The 18,248-nt window shown below is 73.2% G+C and carries 17 protein-coding genes; 11 read left to right on the forward strand and 6 right to left on the reverse strand.

All coding sequences use genetic code 11. From position 1 onward, the window contains the following. The first annotated feature begins 20 nt into the window (after nucleotides 1-20). From ACZ6CL_RS28630 to ACZ6CL_RS28640, 3 genes are read left to right on the forward strand one after another with little or no spacing between them, the layout of a single operon-like run. Nucleotides 21-635, forward strand: a complete 615-nt coding sequence (locus ACZ6CL_RS28630) for a GTP-binding protein (protein WP_468940535.1) — start codon at nucleotides 21-23, stop codon at nucleotides 633-635. Next, a complete protein-coding gene (locus ACZ6CL_RS28635) occupies nucleotides 632-2,002 on the forward strand; it encodes a cytochrome P450 family protein (RefSeq protein ID WP_468940536.1) in 1,371 nt (456 codons plus the stop codon). Before ACZ6CL_RS28630 ends, ACZ6CL_RS28635 begins: the two co-directional genes overlap by 4 nt. After that, a complete protein-coding gene (locus ACZ6CL_RS28640) occupies nucleotides 1,993-3,228 on the forward strand; it encodes a cytochrome P450 family protein (RefSeq protein ID WP_468940539.1) in 1,236 nt (411 codons plus the stop codon). The genes ACZ6CL_RS28635 and ACZ6CL_RS28640 overlap by 10 nt, the downstream gene beginning before the upstream one ends. A gap of 50 nt (nucleotides 3,229-3,278) precedes the next feature. Here ACZ6CL_RS28640 and ACZ6CL_RS28645 read toward each other — a convergent pair whose 3' ends face one another. Together ACZ6CL_RS28645 and ACZ6CL_RS28650 are read right to left on the reverse strand one after the other, a co-directional pair. Next, a complete protein-coding gene (locus ACZ6CL_RS28645; RefSeq protein WP_468940541.1) occupies nucleotides 3,279-3,977 on the reverse strand; it encodes a pyridoxine/pyridoxamine 5'-phosphate oxidase in 699 nt (232 codons plus the stop codon). A gap of 56 nt (nucleotides 3,978-4,033) precedes the next feature. Continuing rightward, nucleotides 4,034-5,203: a thiolase C-terminal domain-containing protein gene (locus ACZ6CL_RS28650; protein ID WP_468940543.1), complete on the reverse strand. Its 1,170-nt coding sequence runs from the start codon at nucleotides 5,201-5,203 to the stop codon at nucleotides 4,034-4,036. 68 nt (nucleotides 5,204-5,271) lie between these two features. Between ACZ6CL_RS28650 and ACZ6CL_RS28655 the strand changes: the two genes are divergently transcribed. From ACZ6CL_RS28655 to ACZ6CL_RS28665, 3 genes are all read left to right on the forward strand, one after another. Continuing rightward, complete coding sequence (locus ACZ6CL_RS28655) at nucleotides 5,272-6,519, forward strand: acyl-CoA dehydrogenase family protein (protein ID WP_468940546.1); 1,248 nt, start codon at nucleotides 5,272-5,274, stop codon at nucleotides 6,517-6,519. A 17-nt stretch (nucleotides 6,520-6,536) separates the two neighbouring features. Continuing rightward, nucleotides 6,537-7,013, forward strand: coding sequence for a nitroreductase family deazaflavin-dependent oxidoreductase (locus tag ACZ6CL_RS28660; protein WP_468940549.1), 477 nt, complete (start codon nucleotides 6,537-6,539; stop codon nucleotides 7,011-7,013). 117 nt (nucleotides 7,014-7,130) lie between these two features. Further along, on the forward strand, nucleotides 7,131-7,496 hold the full coding sequence (locus ACZ6CL_RS28665; RefSeq protein WP_468940551.1) for a hypothetical protein: 366 nt from the start codon (nucleotides 7,131-7,133) through the stop codon (nucleotides 7,494-7,496). Between the two features lie 159 nt (nucleotides 7,497-7,655). Here the strand turns inward: ACZ6CL_RS28665 and ACZ6CL_RS28670 are convergent, their stop codons facing one another. After that, entirely contained in the window at nucleotides 7,656-8,303 is a 648-nt protein-coding gene (locus ACZ6CL_RS28670) for a TetR family transcriptional regulator (RefSeq protein ID WP_468940553.1), read from the reverse strand. A gap of 356 nt (nucleotides 8,304-8,659) precedes the next feature. Between ACZ6CL_RS28670 and ACZ6CL_RS28675 the strand changes: the two genes are divergently transcribed. From ACZ6CL_RS28675 to ACZ6CL_RS28690, 4 genes are all read left to right on the forward strand, one after another. Beyond that, complete coding sequence (locus tag ACZ6CL_RS28675; protein ID WP_468940556.1) at nucleotides 8,660-9,544, forward strand: VOC family protein; 885 nt, start codon at nucleotides 8,660-8,662, stop codon at nucleotides 9,542-9,544. 197 nt (nucleotides 9,545-9,741) lie between these two features. Then, nucleotides 9,742-12,405, forward strand: a complete 2,664-nt coding sequence (gene afsK, locus ACZ6CL_RS28680) for a protein serine/threonine kinase AfsK (protein ID WP_468940559.1) — start codon at nucleotides 9,742-9,744, stop codon at nucleotides 12,403-12,405. 102 nt (nucleotides 12,406-12,507) lie between these two features. Then, nucleotides 12,508-13,056 carry a hypothetical protein gene (locus ACZ6CL_RS28685; protein WP_468940561.1) on the forward strand — a complete coding sequence of 183 codons (549 nt, stop codon included), beginning with the start codon at nucleotides 12,508-12,510 and terminating at the stop codon, nucleotides 13,054-13,056. 162 nt (nucleotides 13,057-13,218) lie between these two features. Next, complete coding sequence (locus ACZ6CL_RS28690) at nucleotides 13,219-13,752, forward strand: hypothetical protein (RefSeq protein ID WP_468940563.1); 534 nt, start codon at nucleotides 13,219-13,221, stop codon at nucleotides 13,750-13,752. A gap of 18 nt (nucleotides 13,753-13,770) precedes the next feature. Here ACZ6CL_RS28690 and ACZ6CL_RS28695 read toward each other — a convergent pair whose 3' ends face one another. The 3 genes from ACZ6CL_RS28695 to ACZ6CL_RS28705 are packed head-to-tail and all read right to left on the reverse strand — an operon-like array spanning nucleotide 13,771 to nucleotide 16,139. Next, nucleotides 13,771-14,538 carry an enoyl-CoA hydratase/isomerase family protein gene (locus ACZ6CL_RS28695; protein WP_468940565.1) on the reverse strand — a complete coding sequence of 256 codons (768 nt, stop codon included), beginning with the start codon at nucleotides 14,536-14,538 and terminating at the stop codon, nucleotides 13,771-13,773. Next, a complete protein-coding gene (locus ACZ6CL_RS28700) occupies nucleotides 14,535-14,990 on the reverse strand; it encodes a Zn-ribbon domain-containing OB-fold protein (RefSeq protein WP_468940568.1) in 456 nt (151 codons plus the stop codon). Before ACZ6CL_RS28700 ends, ACZ6CL_RS28695 begins: the two co-directional genes overlap by 4 nt. Nucleotides 14,991-14,993: 3 nt before the next feature. Further along, entirely contained in the window at nucleotides 14,994-16,139 is a 1,146-nt protein-coding gene (locus ACZ6CL_RS28705; RefSeq protein ID WP_468940571.1) for a lipid-transfer protein, read from the reverse strand. Between the two features lie 101 nt (nucleotides 16,140-16,240). On the opposite strand from ACZ6CL_RS28705, the gene ACZ6CL_RS28710 reads away from it, so the two are divergent. Beyond that, a complete protein-coding gene (locus tag ACZ6CL_RS28710) occupies nucleotides 16,241-17,842 on the forward strand; it encodes a FadD3 family acyl-CoA ligase (RefSeq protein ID WP_468940573.1) in 1,602 nt (533 codons plus the stop codon). The last annotated feature ends 406 nt before the right edge of the window (nucleotides 17,843-18,248 follow it).

Below are 18,248 nucleotides of genomic sequence, written 5' to 3' on the forward strand. Positions count from 1 at the left end.
AGACGGTCGACGAGTCCCCCTTGGGCGACGTCGAGGCCTCCTTGGGCGACGTCGAGGCGCCCTTGAGCGACAGGGCCCGGGACGCGGTGAAGATCGTGATCTCGGGCGGCTTCGGCGTCGGCAAGACGACCTTCGTCCGGGCCGTCAGCGAGATCGACCCGCTGACGACCGAGGCCGTGATGACCGAGACGGGCGTGGGCGTCGACGACGTGGCCGGGGTGGAGGGCAAGTCGGCCACCACGGTCGCCTTCGACTTCGGCCGGATCAGCGTCACGGAGCGGATCGTGACGTATCTGTTCGGCGCCCCCGGGCAGAGCCGCTTCCGGTTCCTGTGGGACAACCTGTTCGTGGGCGCCTGGGGCGCGGTGGTCCTGGTGGACACCCGGCGGCTGGCGGACTCGTTCCCCGTCATCGACCACCTGGAGCGCAAGGGGATGCCGTTCGTCGTCGCCCACAACCGCTTCGACGACAGTCCGGACCACGGCCTCGACGCCATACGCGGCGCGCTCGACCTCGCGGACGCGATACCGCTGGTCGCCTGCGACGCCCGCTCCCACACCTCGGGCAAGGACGTCCTGGTGGCGCTGCTCGACCATCTCCACACCCTGTCCGCCGCCCAGGAGGCCGCTTCGTGACCCAGCCGACCTCACCGTCCGACGAACCCGCCGCACCAGACGGGCCGGGTTTACGCGACGAACCCGGCGCACCTTCCCCGCCAGAGGCCGACGCGCCCCCCATCGAGCAGCCCGCGTCCCACCACGACGCCCCCGAGCTGTTCGGCACGCGCTTCCAGGACACGCCCGCGGAGGTGTACCGGGAGCTGCGGAACACCTACGGACCGGTCGCCCCCGTGCTGCTCCCCGGCGGCGTCCCCGCCTGGCTGGTCGTCGGCTACCGCGAACTGCTGCGCGTCACCGAGAACACCAAGGTGTTCGGGCGCGCTTCGGCGCGCTGGAAGCTGTGGCCGCAGATCCCGCCGGACTGGCCGCTGCGTCCCATGGTCGAGGACAACGGGTCGCTGCTGTACCGGGAGGGCGACGATCACCGCAGGCGCGCCGGAGCGGTCGGATCCGCCCTCGAAGCGGTCGATCTCAATCAGATGCAGGACGCCACCCAGTCGTTCGCGCAGGGCCTGATCGAGAAGCTGAGCGAAGGCAGCCGGGCCGACCTGATCGCCGACTACGCCCATCCGCTGCCCGTGCTCGCCCTCAGCCGCGTCCTCGGCCTGTCCGACGCCGAGGGCGTCGCCCTGGTGAAGGCCATCAACGACATCGTCGACGGCGGCCCCGACGCCCTGCGCGGGCAGATCGAGGTGCGCGACACCATGGAGCGGCTGGTGGCCCGCAAACGGAAGGACCCCGGCCCGGACGCCACCTCCCGGATGCTCGCCGACCACGCCGGTCTCACCGACCAGGAGGTGGTCGAGGACCTGATGGTCCTCACCCTCGCCGGACACCAGCCCTGCATGGACTGGATCGGCATGACGCTGTGGCTGCTGCTCACCGACCACGACTACGCAGCCGACATGGGCGGCGGCCGCCGCTCGGTCCGCCAGGCCATGCACCAGGTGCTGCGTGACCACACGCCGGTGCAGATCTTCGCGGGCCGGTTCACCACCCAGGACACCGTCCTCGGCGCTACCCGCATCCCGGCCGGTGACCTGGTGCTGCTCGGACTCGCGGGGGCCAACACCGACCCGTACGTACGCCCCCAGGCGGCCGGGATCGCCGGGATGGCCGGGGCGGCCGGGCCGGAGGGCCACAACGCCTATATGTCGTACAGCCACGGCGAGCACCGGTGCCCGTACGCGGGCCAGTGGATCGCCGAGGTCGTCGCCCACACCGCCGTCGAGACGCTGCTGGAGCACCTGCCGGACGTGGAACTGGCCGTGCCCGCGGACGCGTTGCGGTGGCGTCCCTCGCCGTGGCTGCGCGGCCTGACCTCGCTGCCCGTCACCTATACGCCCGCCCACTCATACACCGGAGGCTTCGGTTGGGACTGACCGAGGAACGACCCTTCCTGCTCGACCCGACGATCCGTACGTCCGCGGAGGAGAGCGAACTCCTCTACGCAGCAGGCCCCGTGGTCCGGGTGGAGCTGCCGGGCGGGGTGCCCGCCTGGGCCGTCACCCATGACGCGCCCGCCCGCGAGGTGATGCGCGACAGCCGCTTCGTGAAGGACATCGGCCAGTGGGGCGCCTGGACGCGCGGGGAGATCCCCCCGGACTGGCCGCTGATCGGCCTGGTCGACCTGGGGACCTCCATGGTCAGCACGGACGGCCCCGAGCACCGGCGGTTGCGCCGCCCGGTCGCCCGGGAGTTCACCCCGCAGCGGGTGGAGGCGCTGCGCGGCCGTGTCGAGGAGATCACCCGCGAGCTGCTCGACCGTACGGCGGAGGCCGTCGCGGACGGGGGTTCGGGCGGGGTGGTGGACCTCAAGGACACCTTCGCGTTCCCGCTGCCCATCACCGTGGTCGGCGAGCTGTTCGGCATGCCGACCGAATGGCACCGGCCGATGCGGAAGCTGTATGACGCCTTCTTCGACAACAACTCCGCCCCCGAGACCGTCCTCGCCACCCTCCAGGGGCTGTACGACTACATCGCGCGGCTGGTCCAGCTCAAGCGCGACGAGCCCGGCGCCGACCTCACCAGCGCGCTGCTGTCGGAACTCGGCGACGAACCGTCACAGGAGGCCCTCGAGGAGCTGATCGCCACCATCCAGGTGATGATCACGGCCGGGCACGAGACCAGCGTCCATGTGATCGTGAACTCCGTACGGTCGCTGCTGGGCGACCCCGCGCAGCTCGAACTCGTCCACACCGGCCGCTACAGCTGGGACGACGTGGTCGAGGAGAGCCTGCGGCTGGACGCCCCGGCGCTGAACTTCCTGTTCCGCTTCGCCACGGAGGACATCGACGTCGCCGGAACCCTCGTGCGCGCGGGGGAGGGCGTGGTGATCAGTTACGGCGGCATGGGCCGCGACCGCGCCCAGCACGGCGCGGACGCCGACCGCTTCGACATCGCCCGCCGCCCCCGGCACACCTCGTTCGGCCATGGCCCGCACAGCTGCCCGGGCGCCTCGCTCGCCCGTCTGGAGACCACCATCGCGCTGCGGGAACTCTTCGCCCGCTTCCCCGGTCTGCGGCTCGCCGACCCGGACGAGCCGCTGGAGCGCTCCCCGTCGGTCATCGTCAACGGCCACCGGGCGCTGCCGGTGCGGCTGGGCTGACGGGCCTGACCGCAGGCCTTGCGGGGCCTTGCGGGGCCTTACGGGGGACCTCACGGCCAGAGCGACTCGCGCCGCCAGCCGCCGCGTTCCTCCGGGGCGCGGCGGTAGCGGAGCCGTACGTGCCGCCGCCGCGCCTCCTCCTGGTAGAACTCCACCTCGTCCGGCTCCAGGGCGTACAGCGTCCAGGTGGAGGCGGTGGCGTCCGGTTCGCGCGCGGCCCGCTCGTCCGCGTCCGCGAAGGCCGCCTCCAGCTCCTCCTGCGAACCGAGCACCGCGCTCTGCCTCCCCGCCCCGGCCAGTGCCGCCGCCAGCGCGGCGGGGGAGCGGCCGCGCAGGTCCGCCGCGCTCTCCTCGGGCGCGGCCTGCGTGACGCGCCCGCTGATCCGGACCTGGCGTCCGTCGCGCATCCAGTGGAAGCCCAGCGACGCGTACGGGTGCTCGGCCAGATCGCGGCCCTTGCGGCTGGTGCGATGGGTGCCGAAGTGCCAGCCACGGGCGTCGGCGCCGCGCAGCATCACGGTGCGCAGGGACGGGCGGCCGTCCGCACCGGCCGTGGCGAGCATCATCGTGTGCGGGCCCGGTTCGCCGCCCTCGGCGGCCTCGCGCAGCCACCGCCGGAACAGCGGAAGCGGTGCGTCCGGGGCCTGGGCGGGGTCGAATACGGGCAGTTCGTCCGCGTGCGGGACGCGCAGGCCCCGCAGCAGTTCCCGGAAGGCCTCGTCGTCGTGTGCGTCGTGGGCGTCGTTCATGGGGGCACCATCCGACCACCCGGCGCCGGGCGGGGCAAGCGGAAGCCGTACGCCGGTCAGCCGCGGCCGAGCACGACCGTCCCGGAGGAGCAGAACCAGCCGCCCGTCCCCGACGCCACGGCCAGTTCCGGCAGCCGTCCGCCCGCCTTGCGCACCTGGCGTTCACCCGCCTCGCCGCGCAGCTGCCGTACCGCCTCGACCAGCAGGAACAGCCCGCGCATCCCGGGGTGGCAGGCGGACAGGCCGCCGCCGTCGGTGTTGACCGGCAGCGCGCCGCCGAGCGTCAGCCGGCCGCCCGCCGCGAACGCGCCGCCCTCGCCCTTCGCGCAGAAGCCGAGGTCCTCCAGGGTCACCAGCGTCATATAGGTGAACGCGTCGTACAGCTCCGCCACATCGATCTCCGACGGCCGCACCCCCGCCCGCGCGAAGGCCGCCCGGCCGGAGGCCGCCGCGGGTGAGACGGTGAAGTCGTCCCACTCCGACATCGCGGAGTGGGAGACGGCGGTGCCCGCCCCCAGCACCCACACCGGGGGCCGGGCCGTGTCCGCGACGAGCTCCTCGGCCGCCAGCAGCACCGCGCAGCCGCCGTCCGAGCGGATGCAGCAGTGCAGTTTGGTGAACGGGTCGGCGATCATCGGCCCGCTCAGGACGTCATCGACCGTGATCGCGTCGCGGAACATCGCGTCCGGGTTGTGCGCGGCGTTGGCGCGTGCCTGAACGGCGATGTCCGCGAGCTGTTCGAGGGTGGTGCCGTACTCGTGCATATGGCGGCGCGCGGCCATCGCGTACTTGGCGATCAGGGTGTGGCCGTACGCCACCTCGAACTGGAGCGGTCCGCGCGCCCCGAAGGAGAGGTTCGCGGTCCGGCGTCCCGCCCGGATGTCGGCGCGGGCGGTCGACCCGTAGACGAGGAGGACGGCGCGGGCGTGCCCGGCGGCGATGGCGTCCGCCGCGTGCGCCGCCATCACCTCCCACGTGGCGCCGCCGACGGCCGTGGAGTCGGTCCAGCCGGGCCGCAGCCCCAGGTACTCGGCCACCTCCACGGGTGCCAGGGTGCCGAGCCCCGCCGAGGCGAAGCCGTCCACCACGGACCGGTCGAGACCGGAGTCGGCGAGCGCGCGGCGGGCGGCCTGGGCGTGCAGGGTGTAGGGGGTGGGGCCGTCGACGCGCCCGCAGTCGGCGAGGGCGACGCCGACGACGGCGACCTTGCGGGGGGCGGGCGTCATGTATCTGACGGTACATCAGATTCGGCGTTAGTATGACTGGTCGTCAGGAACGGGAGGTGCTTCGTCCGATGGATGCCGCGCTCAGTGAGGAGCAGGAGGAGATCCGGCGCACCCTGCGCGAGCTGCTGCGGGGGCGGTGCGGCGGCGACGAGGTCAAGGCCGCGGTCCGCACCGCCGCCGGATACGACGAGGCGCTGTGGGGCTGTCTCGCGGGACGGCTGGGCCTGCCCGGGCTCGCGCTGCCCACCGTGTACGGGGGCGTCGGCTGCGGGTCCGTCGAGCTGGCGCTCGCCTGCGAGGAGACCGGGCGCGCGCTGTTGCCCTCGCCGCTGCTGGCCACCGCCGTGCTCGCCGCGCCCCTGGTCGCCGCCCTCGGGACCGCCGCCCAGCGCGCCGAGCTGCTGCCGCGCGTCGCGCGCGGCGACCTGACGGCGGCCCTCGCGGTCCCGGGCCGGGCGCTGCCCGCGGCGCTGGGGCTGGTCCGCGTGGTCGCGCCGGACGGGCCCGCGGCGCCAGGGGGAGCGTGCGATCGCCAGGGCGCGGCGGACTGGGCGGGGGGCGGGCGCGCGGGGGGTGTCCAGGCCCGGGTCCGGGACGGGGGCTGGCGGCTGTACGGGCAGGTGGAGCAGGTGCTCGACGGGCACAGCGCCCGGCTGCTGCTGGTCGCCGCCCGCGCCGGGGGCTATACGCGCGGCCGCACTCTGGTCTTCGCCGTACGGGCGGGGGCGCCCGGACTGGTCCGCACCCGGCTGACCGCGCTGGACGAGACCCGGCCGCAGGCCCGTATCGAGCTGCGGGACGTCCCGGCCGAGCTGCTGGGCGAGGACGGCGCGGACGTGGCGGGCGCGCTGGCCGGGCTGGGCGGACCGGCGGCGGCCGCCCTCGCCGCCGAGGCGGTGGGCGCGGCGGACGCGGCCCTCGCCCGTACGGTCGGCCACGTACGGACCCGGGAGCAGTTCGGCCGCCCGATCGGCTCCTTCCAGGCGGTCAAGCACCGGCTGGCCGATGTGTACGTGGCGGTCCAGGCGGCCCGCTCGGCGGCGTACTACGCGGCATGGGCGGCCGACGGGCCACAGGGCCGGGTCGCGGGGCCGCTGGCGCTCGCGGCGGCCCTGGAGGCGCAGCGGGTAGCCGCGGGCGAGGCCGTGCAGCTGCACGGCGGCATCGGCATCACCTGGGAGCACGACGCGCATCTGTATCTCAAGCGGGCCGCCTCCGACGAGCTGCTGTTCGGCCCCGCGCACCGGCTGCGGGAGCGGGCGGCCGACCGGGACGGGCTCTTCGCCCCGGCCGCCGCCGCGGCGGTGACGGTCTGATGCCGCCGGGGGCGCGGATGACGCGGCTCGTCCAGAAGATGTCCTCGGGGCGTACCTTCGCGCGGCTCGCCCCGCACGTCGTCCCGGCCCTCGACCGCGCCGTCCACCGGCTGACCCGGGGCCGGGTGCTGCCGAGCGCGCGGATGCTGCCGGGGGTGATCCTCACGGCGCGCGGCGCGAAGTCCGGGCTGCCCCGCCGTACGCCGCTGGCGTGCATGCCGGAGGAGGACGGCGGCTGGCTCCTGGTCGGCAGTAACTTCGGCCGCCCCGGCCATCCGGCCTGGACCGCCAATCTGCTGCGCCACCCGGACGCGGAGATCAGCTGGCAGGGCCGCGACATCCGGGTCCGGGCCCGTCTGCTGGAGGGCGCGGAGCGGGAGCGGGCCTGGACGGCGGTGGTGGCCTTCTGGCCGCCGTACGCGAGCTACCAGGCGCGGGTGGACCGCCGGATCCGGCTCTTCCGCCTGGAGCCGGTGCCCGGGCGGGAGCGGTAGGCGCCGCGGGTTGTTCAGGGCGGGGGAGTGCCTTACCGAACAACCCGGCGGCCGTTGGAATCGGTGCGGCGGGGCAGCACCCGCCGTACCGCTTCCGACCGACCGAAGGACGATGACGTGAACAGCAACCGTATGGGCCGACGGGCCGCGACCACCGCCGTGACGCTGACCATGGCGGGCACCCTCGGGTTCGGCCTGATGACGCCGACGGCGTCCGCCGCCAACGGACCCTGCTACGACGGGCGGTGCAAGACCACCGTGTCGGCGCCCAAGACCATCAAGGTCGACAGCCGCAAGTTCGGGTTCGGGAGCTTGAAGATCACGAGCGTCAGCTCCCGGACCGTCAGGATGTCGGCCGCGGGAGGGAGCCTCAGCGGCAGCACCAGCCCGGGCGGCACCGTCACGTTCAACAACCTGAAGATCTGGGTGAAGTCGGTCTCCGGCCGCAAGGCCAGCCTTCAGCTGTTCCCGACGCGGTACTGACCCCGCGCGGAAACGGCCGCGGCGGACCACTCGGGTCGAGTGGTCCGCCGTGACATGACAGGACGTGCTGGCCCGCCGACCGGGCCCGGCCGGCTTCGGCGCGCGGATGCACGCGGGGGCGCGGACGGGCACGCGGGCGCGGTAGTGAGCGCCGCGGCGCTACTTCGGTGGCTTGCGACCGGTGATCCCCAGGTGCACCAGCAGCGCCAGGCTCGGCTTCAGGTCGGCCTGCTTGACGCCCCAGCTCTGGAACCCCTTCTGGTGGGCGGAGACCGCCGCCAGCATCGCGACGAGCGAGCCCGCCACGGCAGCCGGCTGGACGTCCTTGTCGTACCGGCCCTTGGACTGAAGCTCCTTGATCGCGTCCGTCAGGGAGTTGGTGACGGCGTTGAGGATCTTCATGCGGATCTTGTAGAACCGCTTGTCTCCCTCGGCCGCGCCGAGGTCGACCACACGCAGAATGGCGTCGTGTTTGCGCCAGAAGGAGAGGAAGCCGTCGACCAGCTCGTCGGCGGCCGTGGCGCCGGACTTGCCCGCCCAGGAGCGCCCGGCGACCAGATCGGTCAGGCTCGCGCCCTCCTTCGCCATCTCCTCGGCGATCTCGAGGACGGCGCCCTCCACATCGGGGAAGTACTGGTAGAACGTCGCCGGTGAGGTGCCTGCCTTGCGGGCGACATCGATGACTTTGACGTCTCGGTACGGGGATGTGCTGAGCATCTCGCCGAGGCAGTCGAGCAGCTTCTGCCGCGTCGCCTGCCCGCGACGACCGGCCACCCGACCGTCGACGGTGCGTACTTGTCCTGTCATGCAGTCAGCTTACCGAGGGGTGATCGAAGCGCGATTCGACTGCGTGCAAATGGGGTTCGTGCGGGATGAGAGGGTTTGTGAGCCCTCCGTCGCAGCTCGGAATGGCTGATTCCGGCCCCATCCGAGGGCCTCTCGGATGGCGTCAAGCCGTCAATCACCGCTCAGCCATGCGGGTGAATCGTGTTATCAACAGGCTGTGGATAAGAAGCGTGGATGACCCGGTCGGAGCCTGGCGGAACGGGCCAAGGATTGGCCAAATATTTCGACTTCCGGAGCGGGCAGACGCGGCGATCCCCCGTTAGCGTGGCAAACGCGGCAAAGGCCGCGAATACGCGGGACGCGGGAGGACTCGGGCCATGGTCGCTTGCGCGGAAGGCGTGCCCTGCTGGGTGGACGCGATGCTGCCCGACCTCGCGGCGGGCCGCCGCTTCTACGGCGAGCTGTTCGGCTGGACCTTCACCGAGGGCACCGCGGGCTACCGCCCGTACACCTGGGCCCGGCTCGGCGGGAAGGACGTCGCGGCGCTGGTCCCCAAGTCCGACGGCCGGATGCCCACCGTCTGGAACGTCTACCTCGCGACCGGGGACGCCGCCGCGGCCACCGCCCGGATCCGCGAGGCGGGCGGCCGGGTGATCGTCGCGCCCCGGTGGATCGACGACCTGGGTGTGATGGCCACGGCCGCCGACCCGGGCGGCGCGGTCTTCGGGCTCTGGCAGGCCGGCAGCCACCCCGGCTTCGCCCGCCGGGACGAACCCGGCGCGTATGGATGGACCGAGGTCCACACCCGGGAGCCGCGGGTGGTGGACGCCTTCTACCGGACGGTCTTCGGCTACGAGGCGGCTCCCGCGCCCGGCGTCGGCGAGACCGCGCCCGGCACCCAGGGGCCCGCGCCCGGCGCCCAGGGGCCCGCGCCCGGGTCGAAGCGCCCCGCCGAGATCCTGCTGTGGTCGCCGCGCGGCGACCCCGCCGACCCCGGTCACGCCGTCGCCGCGCGGGTCGTGATGAGTGAACGGCACCCGGTCGAACTGCCCGCGCACTTCCTGACGTACTTTGTGGTGGCGGACTGCGATCATGTGTCGCGTACGGCCCAACGGCTGGGCGGGCGGGTCCTCAATGGGCCCGAAGATACGCCGTACGGGCGTTTCGCGGTCCTAGCGGACAATCAGGGCGCGGTTTTCGCGGTCATCGACACCTCGTCGGCGGACTCCGGAACAACGGAGAACAGGGCGGGGCGGGGCTGAGGGCGGTCCGGCGGCCGGTCGGTCGAACCGGATGGGCTCCGGCTCCGTATCGCCCGATGACACGACGAATCGCCCCCGGGTTCGCAACCGCCGCCTTCGCCAGAGAGAATGCAGGATGCGTGCCGCCGGTTGGTTTGTCGGTGAGACGCTGCACGGGGCTGTATTTTTTCAAGCCCCCACGGGGAGGTGGCAGGCAAGTGGTGGACCAGCTGACGCAGCACGATCCGAGGCGGATCGGTCCCTTCGAGGTGCTGGGCCGGCTTGGCGCGGGCGGCATGGGGCTCGTCTATCTGGCACGTTCGGCGTCCGGCCGACGGGTCGCGATCAAGACGGTCCGGACCGAGCTGGCCGAGGACCAGTTGTTCCGCGTCCGCTTCACCCGCGAGGTGGAGGCGGCCCGCGCGGTCAGCGGTTTCTACACGGCCGCCGTCGTGGACGCCGATCCGCGCGCCGCGGTGCCCTGGCTGGCCACGGCCTACGTCCCCGCGCCCTCCCTTGAGGAAATAGTCAATGAGTGCGGGCCGATGCCCGCCCAGGCGGTGCGCTGGCTGGCGGCCGGGGTCGCCGAGGCGCTGCAGTCCATCCACGGCGCGGGCCTGGTCCACCGGGACCTGAAGCCGTCGAACGTGCTGGTCGTCGAGGACGGCCCGCGCGTGATCGACTTCGGTATCGCCTCGGGCGTCTCCAACACCCGGCTGACGATGACCAACGTCGCCGTGGGCACGCCCGCCTATATGTCACCCGAGCAGGCGCGCGACTCACGCAGCGTGACGGGCGCCAGTGACATCTTCTCGCTCGGCTCGACCCTGACCTTCGCGGCCACCGGGCACGCCCCCTTCCACGGCGCCAACCCGGTCGAGACCGTGTTCATGCTGCTGCGCGAGGGCCCGGACCTGACCGGGCTGCCGGACGAGCTGCGGCCGCTCATCGAGTCGTGCATGCAGATGGAGGCCGACCGGCGGCCGTCCCCGGCGGATTTGCAGTCGCAGCTGGCCCCGCACCTCTTCGCGTCCAACGCCGACGACAGCGGTACGGCCTCGGCGTGGTTGCCGGGCGGCGCGGTCGCGCTCATCGAGCGCAAGCGCAGCGGACGCAATCAGGTGGCCCGCGGCTCGCGGCCCCCGTCCGGCTCCTCCCGCCCCTCCGGGAGCGGCGGGGCCGGAAGCCGTCCGTCCGTGCCGCTGCCGCCCGAGCGGCCGCCCACACCGCCCTCGTACGCCCCTGCCGGGGCCGACGGGCGCGGCGGCGGGCGGCACGGGGCGCCCGCGGGAGCGGGCGGCTGGGAGCCGGTGGGCGCGGGCGATCCGCGCGGAGGCATGCGCGCGGACCAGGCGGCCGGTCCGTCGAACGCGCTGGGCGCCATCGGCCCCGGGCGGCACGCCGCGCCGCCGTCCGCACCCGGCCCCTCAGCTCCCGTGCCCTCCGCACCCGCGCCCGCGCCCGCCCCGGCGCCCGCGCCCCTGCCCATGCCCATGCCCACCGGGACTGACGGGCCGGTCCGGCTGCACAACTCCCAGGTGGCCATCGGCCCCGGGCTGCACGCCGCCGCCACGCGCGACCCGCAGCCGCGGCACGACACCGGGCCGGCCACGGGCTGGGTGCGGCCGCCCACCGGTCTGACCACCGGCGGGGTGAGCGGGGGCGAGGCCGCGGGCGCCGTCCCGCCGCCCTCCCACTCCCCGGCCACCGACGCGGCCGAGCAGCCGGGCGCGGCGGGCCACGGCCGCTGGCGCCCCTGGCGGTTCCGCATGTCGAACGACGTGTGGGGCACCCCGGCCGTCGCCGGAGACCTGCTCTACGTCACCTCGTTCGAGGTGCACGCCCTGGATGTGGCCACCGGGCGGCGGCAGTTCAAGACCCGCGACGTGGCCTGGGCGATGGCCGTCGAGGGCGGCCGTATCCACGCCTCCGACGGGCCCACCCTGTACGCGCTGGACGCGACGGACGGCTCCGAGCGGTGGCGGCTGTCCACGGACGGCTGGGTCTACTCGCTCAAGGTCGACCGCGGCACGGTCGTCACCGGCACCCGCGGCGGCGGCGTCCAGGCCTGGGAGGCGGCCAACGGCGAGCTGCTGTGGGAGACGCAGGGCATCCAGACCGACTTCGAGACGCCCGAGTCCGGTCCGGCCGTGCACGACGGCACGGTCTACGTGTGGTCGGACGCCCGGCTGCGCGCCCTGGAGGCGCGTACGGGCCATGAGCGCTGGTCGTACCCGGTCGGCGACACGGCGTCCTGCGGCGGCGTGCCGCTGCGGCTGCTCCCGGCGCCCGACGGGGCCGTGTACGTCTCGGCCGGTACCCGGGTGCTGGCGATCGACATCGCCCGCGGGGAGGTGCGGTGGCGCTTCGAGGCGCCCGCCGTCTTCCTGAGCGCCCCGGCGTACGCGCCCGGGCCCGCGGTGACCGGCGGCGGCATCTACATCGCCGACTACCTGGGCACGGTCTACGCGCTCGACGCCTCGAACGGCCGCGACCGCTGGCGCATCGCCACCGAGGCGCGCGGCTCGGTCGAACCGGTCCTGGTGGCCGACGGCTCCGTCCACCTGGGCAGCGGCAGCGCCCTGTACACGCTCGACGCGGTCACGGGCACCCCCAAGTGGCGCTTCGCGGCGGGCGGCGAGGTCATCGGCTCCCCGGTCGTCGCCGACGGCCGCGTCCACTTCGGCTCGGCCGACCACTGCCTCTACACGGTCGACGCGGCCGGCGGCCAGCTCCGCTGGAAGCTGGCCACGGGCGGCGAGATCACCGGCTCGCCGGTGGCGGCGGGCGGTGTGGTGTACGCGTGCAGCAAGGACCGCTGTGTGTACGCCCTGGACGCGGTCAAGGGCACCGGCCAGTCCCGCCCCTCGGCCCGCCCATAGCGGCTGTGTCCCTGACAACCCCTGCTACGGTGATGCGCGTTCACTGACCTCCCGGGCGGCGCCCGGGAGGCCGCTGGTATCGACGGGGGAAAGTGGTTCATCATGCGGAGAGGTCTGCGGCTCACGGCCGTGCTCATGGTGGTGCTGGTGGCGCTCACCGGGTTCAAGGGCAAATCGCGCGGAAGCCGGGGGCACGGAGGCGGCGGAGGCGGCTGCTCCAGCTCCAGTTCGCATCAGTCCGGTTCCAGTTCCGGTTCCGGTTCGAGCTCCGGCGGCTACTCGGACTCCGACGACTCGTATTCCGGTTCCGGCGGCTCCCGCTACCGCCACAACAACCGCTACGGCTCCACCCCGTCCGCCGGTGGTACGGCGAGCGCGTCGCCGAAGGAGCCGGAGACGACCGTCGTCACCTGCGCGGGCCGGGACAAGGACGGTGACCCGGCCGCCACGGTCAAGGTGCGCAACCGCTCGGGCTCGTCCGAGCTGTACATCGTCGACATGACCTTCCTCGACAAGAGCGGGGCCGAGGTGACCCGGGGCAGCGAGAACGTACGCGTCCCCGCGGGGCGGACCGAGACCGTCCGGGTGCCGCTCGACGATCCGCTGGAGGCCCGGAACGTCGTGCGGTGCGAGGTCGCGTCCGTCTACTGAGCCGGTGTGCCGAGCCGTGGTGACTTGGGAGTACGGGCACCCGTTGGCTAGGGTGGCGTGCACTTGTCAACCGATATCAGGTTGGCTTGATTGCGGCTTTTCCACGGGGGTAATTCCATGCAACGCCGTTCCTCGCGCCTGTTTGCCGTCACCTTGGTCGGCGTGCTCGCGCTCACCGGATCGCTCACCGGATGCGGAAAGAAGAAGAGCCACGGACTCGGGGGGAGCGACAACGGATTCGTCTCCGGCGGTACCGGCGGCGGCGACGAGCCCGCGTCCGGCCCCAGCGGACTGTCCAGCGACATCCCCACCGACCTGCCGAGCGGGCCCTCGGACCTGCCGTCCTACGGCGCCCCGACGCCGTCGGACTCATACACCTACTCCGCGCCGCCCACCTACAACCCGGACGCGACCAGCGAGACGAGCGGCACCAACTGCCGCTACGACCAGTCGACCAGCCAGTTCAAGTACGACATCAAGGTCACCAACACCGACACCACCCGCAGCTTCCGCTACTCGGTCAGCGTCAAGTGGAACGACTACGCGGACGACGGGCTGCTCGGCTACGACAGCCAGGACGTGACCGTGCTGCCCGGCCAGAGCGAGACGTTCACGGCCACCGCGAGCTACACCATCACCAAGCGCACCCAGTACACCTGCCAGATCAGCCTCTCCTCCAAGTACACGACGAGCTGACGCGGCGGGGGCTCCGGCTCACCGCGTACGGAAGCCGGGCGTGCGGGCCGCGAAGAGCGCGGCCTGCGCGCCCGGCGGCAGGTTCCCCAGGGCGATCAGCTCCGGGGCCCGGGCGAGCGCCGGGGACAGCGCCGCCTCCTTCGCCGCCCACAGCGCCCGTACGGTGCCCTGGACCGCCTCCGTCGGGTGCGCCGCGATGACCGCGGCGGCCCGCACCGCGGCGGCCACCGCCTCGCCCGGCGGCACCACCTCGCTGACCAGCCCCGTCTCATAGGCCCGTCGCGCGGAGACCCGCTCGGCGGTCCCCATCAGCGCCATCCGCGCGACCTCCCCGGCGGGCATGCGCTGCGCCATGTAGACGGCCTCGTACGCGCTGACCATCCCGTAGGAGGTGTGCGGGTCGAAGAAGGTGGCGGTCTCGTCGGCGACGATGAACTCGGTCTCGCCCAGCAGGTAGAACGCCCCGCCGCACGCCATCCCGCCCACCGCCGCCACGACCGGCTTCCACAGGTCGTTCGCCTTGGGCCCGATGTCCCGCAGCGGATCGTCCATCGCGTACGGGGACGGCGGCTGGGGGACCGTCACCGTGCGGTCGATCCCGGTGCAGAACGCCCGCTCGCCCGCCCCGGTGAGCACCACCGCCCGCACCGACTCGTCCCGGCGCAGGTCCCGCCATACGGAGGCCAGTTCGGCGGCGGTCGCCAGGTCGATGGCGTTGTGGCGCTCGGGCCGGTCCAGGGTGACGACCGCGACCCCGTCGTCCCGGGTCTCCCTCACGACCGTCATGGCCGCTCCAGCAGCCAGCGCACCACCGTGGGCCCGCCCGGCATGGGATGGAAGACGGCCCGCACGGGCGCGCCGATCCGTATCCGCGCCGGGTCGACGGAGTTCAGCGCGGCGCCGGGGGAGTCGACCAGGTTGCCCACCAGCCGGATGCGCGGGGCCTCGGCCAGTTCGACGAGGATCACGTTGTACGGGGCCTGGGCCGCGTAGGCGGGCAGCAGCGGCGGATGCGGCAGGACGTACGACCAGATCCGGCCACGCCCGCTCGTCCGTGTCCACAGGCTGTCGAAGGACTGGCAGCGCGGGCAGCACGGCCGGGGCGGGAAGCGCGGTTCACCGCAGCCGCCGCAGGTCTGGACGCGCAGCTCCCCGCGGGCCGCGTAGTCGAAGAAGGGGGCGCCGTCCTCGTCGGGCACGGGCCGGAGCAGCTCCAGCGGCTCGGTCGGCTCGGTCATGGGTCAACTCCTCAGCAGCAGGGCCGATGTGGGAACTCCCTCGCCCGCTGTGACCAGGCAGGTCCGGGCGTCGGGGACCTGGGCGGTGCTGGTTCCGCGCAGCTGTCTGACCCCCTCGGTGATGAGGTTGAAGCCGTGCACGTACGCCTCGCTCAGCCCGCCCCCGCCGGTGTTGAGCGGCAGCAGTCCGCCCACCTCCAGCGCGCCGCCCTCGGTGAACGCGGCGCCCTCGCCGCGCCCGCAGAAGCCGTAGCCCTCCAGGGACAGCGGGATCAGCGGGGTGAACGCGTCGTAGATCTGCGCCACGTCCACGTCCCGCGGGCCGAAGTCGGCGGTTTTCCACAGGTGGCGGGCGGCGGTCCAGGCGGGCCCGGTGAGCGGGTCGTCGTTCCAGTAGTTGACCATCCCGTGGTGCTGGGCGGGCAGCCCCTGGGCGGCGGAGTGGACGTACACCGGCGGGCGGGCGCAGTCGCGCGCCCGCTCGGCGGAGACGATGACGCAGGCCAGCGCGCCGTCCGTCTCCAGGCAGTTGTCGAACAGGCACAGCGGTTCGCTGATCCAGCGGGCGGTCATGTACATCTCGCGGGTCAGCGGGCGGTCGTACATCATCGCGGCGGGGTTCTGGTTGGCGCGGTTGCGGCAGGCCAGCGCGACGTTGAAGAAGTGGTCGCGGGTGGCGCCGTACTCGTGCATGTAGCGCCGCGCCAGCAGCCCGATCTCGTCGGCGGGCCGCAGCAGTCCGTACGGCCGGGTCCACTGGGCGGGGGTGGGCAGCTGGACGCGGGTGTTGGTCCAGGGCCGGGGCCCGCTGCCGCGTTTGCGGGAGCGCCAGGCCACCCCGACGCCCGCCTGGCCGGTGGCGATCGCGGCGGCCAGGTGCGCGACGGTGGCGCAGGAACCGCCGCCCCCGTAGCCGACCTTGCTGAAGAACGTGACGTCGCCCGCGCCGATCGCCTTGGCGACCTCGACCTCGTCGGTCTCCTCCATGGTGTACGAGGCGAAGGCGTCCACCTCGGAGGGGGCGATTCCGGCGTCGTCGAGGGCGGCCAGGATCGCCCGGCAGGCGAGGGTTTTCTCGGATTCGGGGAGGCGTTTGGCGAACGGGGTCTGGCCGATGCCGACGATCGCCGTCGCGTCCTTCAGGCCCATGGCCACCTCCGTACGTCGCGGTCACCGGTGCTGACAGCGGGGAAGGCTACCGCTAATCTGACGGGTAGTCAGCTAGTGGGATCCGGGTGCGGAGGCGTCTCATGGCTCAGTGGCAGACCATCCCGGCGCTGATACGGGACGCGGCGCGGGCTTACGGGGAGGCGACGGAAGCCGTCGTCGAGGGCCGCGCGCGGATCTCGTACGCCGAACTCGGCGCCCGTATCGAGCGCGCCGCGGCCGCCTGCGTCGCCTCCGGCGTCGAGCGGGGCGACCGGGTCGCGATCTGGGCGCCCAACACCACCGACTGGATCGTGGCGGCCCTCGGCGCGGTCACCGCGGGCGGCGTCCTCGTCCCGGTCAACACCCGCTTCAAGGGGGCCGAGGCGGCGTACGTCCTGCGGCGCACCCGGGCCACCCATCTGTTCATCACCGGCACCTTCCTGGGCGCCTCGTACGTGGCGTCACTGCGGCGGGCGGCGGAGCAGGGGGCCGGGCAGGGGGTTCCGCTGCCGGGGCTGCCGTATCTGCGCGAGGTGATCGTCCTCGCGGAGGACGCCCCGGACGACTTCCGCACCTGGAAGGACTTCCTGGCCGCGGGCGAGTCCGTGCCGCCGGACGCCGTACGGGCCCGGGCCGACTCCGTCCGCCCGTCCGACCCCTCCGACATCACCTTCACCTCCGGCACCACGGGCGACCCCAAGGGCGTGGTCATCACCCATGCGCAGACCCTGCGCGTCTACGACACCTGGAGCGAGGTGACGGGGCTGACGCACGGCGACCGCTATCTCATCGTCAACCCCTTCTTCCACACCTTCGGTTACAAGGCGGGCGTCCTCGCCTGCCTGACGCGCGGCGCGACGATGGTGCCGCAGCCGGTCTTCGACGCGGACACCGCGCTCGCCCGCATCGCCGCCGAGCGCGTCAGCGTGCTGCCCGGGCCGCCGACGCTGCACCAGGCGATCCTGGACCACCCGGCACGCGCCGCGCACGACCTGTCCACGCTGCGCCTCGTCGTCACCGGCGCCGCCGTCGTCCCGCTGGAGCTGGTGGAGCGGCTGCGCTCCGAACTGCGGGTCGCCACCGTGCTGACGGCGTACGGCCTGACGGAGGCGTCCGGCACCGTCACCATGTGTCGCCGGGGCGATCCGCCGGAGACCATCGCCGCCACCTCCGGTCGCGCCATCCCGGACACCGAGGTCAAGGTGGTGAGCCCAGCGGGCGGCCCGCGCCCGCCGGGCACCCCCGGTGAGGTGCTGGTCCGCGGCTATCACGTGATGCGCGGCTACTTCGAGGACCCGGTCGCCACCGCCCGCGCCATCACGCCGGACGGCTGGCTGCGGACGGGCGACATCGGCGTCCTCGACGCGGAGGGCAATCTGCGGATCACCGACCGGATCAAGGACATGTTCATCGTCGGGGGCTTCAACGCCTATCCCGCCGAGATCGAGCAACTCCTCGCCCGTCACCCGGACATCGCCGATGTCGCCGTCGTCGGCGTCCCGGACGCCCGCCTCGGCGAGGTCGCCAAGGCCTACGCGGTCCGCCGCCCGGACTCCGCGCTGACGGCCGACGGCCTGGTCGCCTGGGCCCGCCGCGAGATGGCCAACTACAAGGTGCCGCGCCAGGTCGAGTTCCTGCCGGAGCTGCCGCGCAACGCGAGCGGCAAGGTGCTCAAGCGCAGCCTGCGGAGCGGCCGGGCCTGAGGCCGCGACGCAGACCGGAAACCACGACGTGGGGCCGAGCCGGTGCGGCTCGACCCCACGGGTGAGGTATGCGACGGCGGGCAGTCAGCTGTTGACGTCGCTCGTCTCGAGAGCCGGGGAAACCGGCGCGGGGCTGTCCGGGTAAGCGTCCTGTGTCGTCACGCCCGAGGCGTGGTCCGGGTAAGCATCCGCAAAGGCTGGGGCTGCGGTTCCGGCGGCTATGGTCGCAGCAAACGCGCAGGCCAGAAGGGCCTTTTTTGAGCGGGTCATTCCAACTCCTCCGTGGGGCACGAATATTCGCTACTGATACCCAGACCTGGCGGCATGGGAGCATATGTTCGATCAACTGTCCTGAAGTGATCGAATATTGGCGCGACTGTCGTCATTCGCCGTCTTTCGGCGGGAC

It is taken from the genome of Streptomyces sp. NPDC041200, assembly GCF_055591805.1.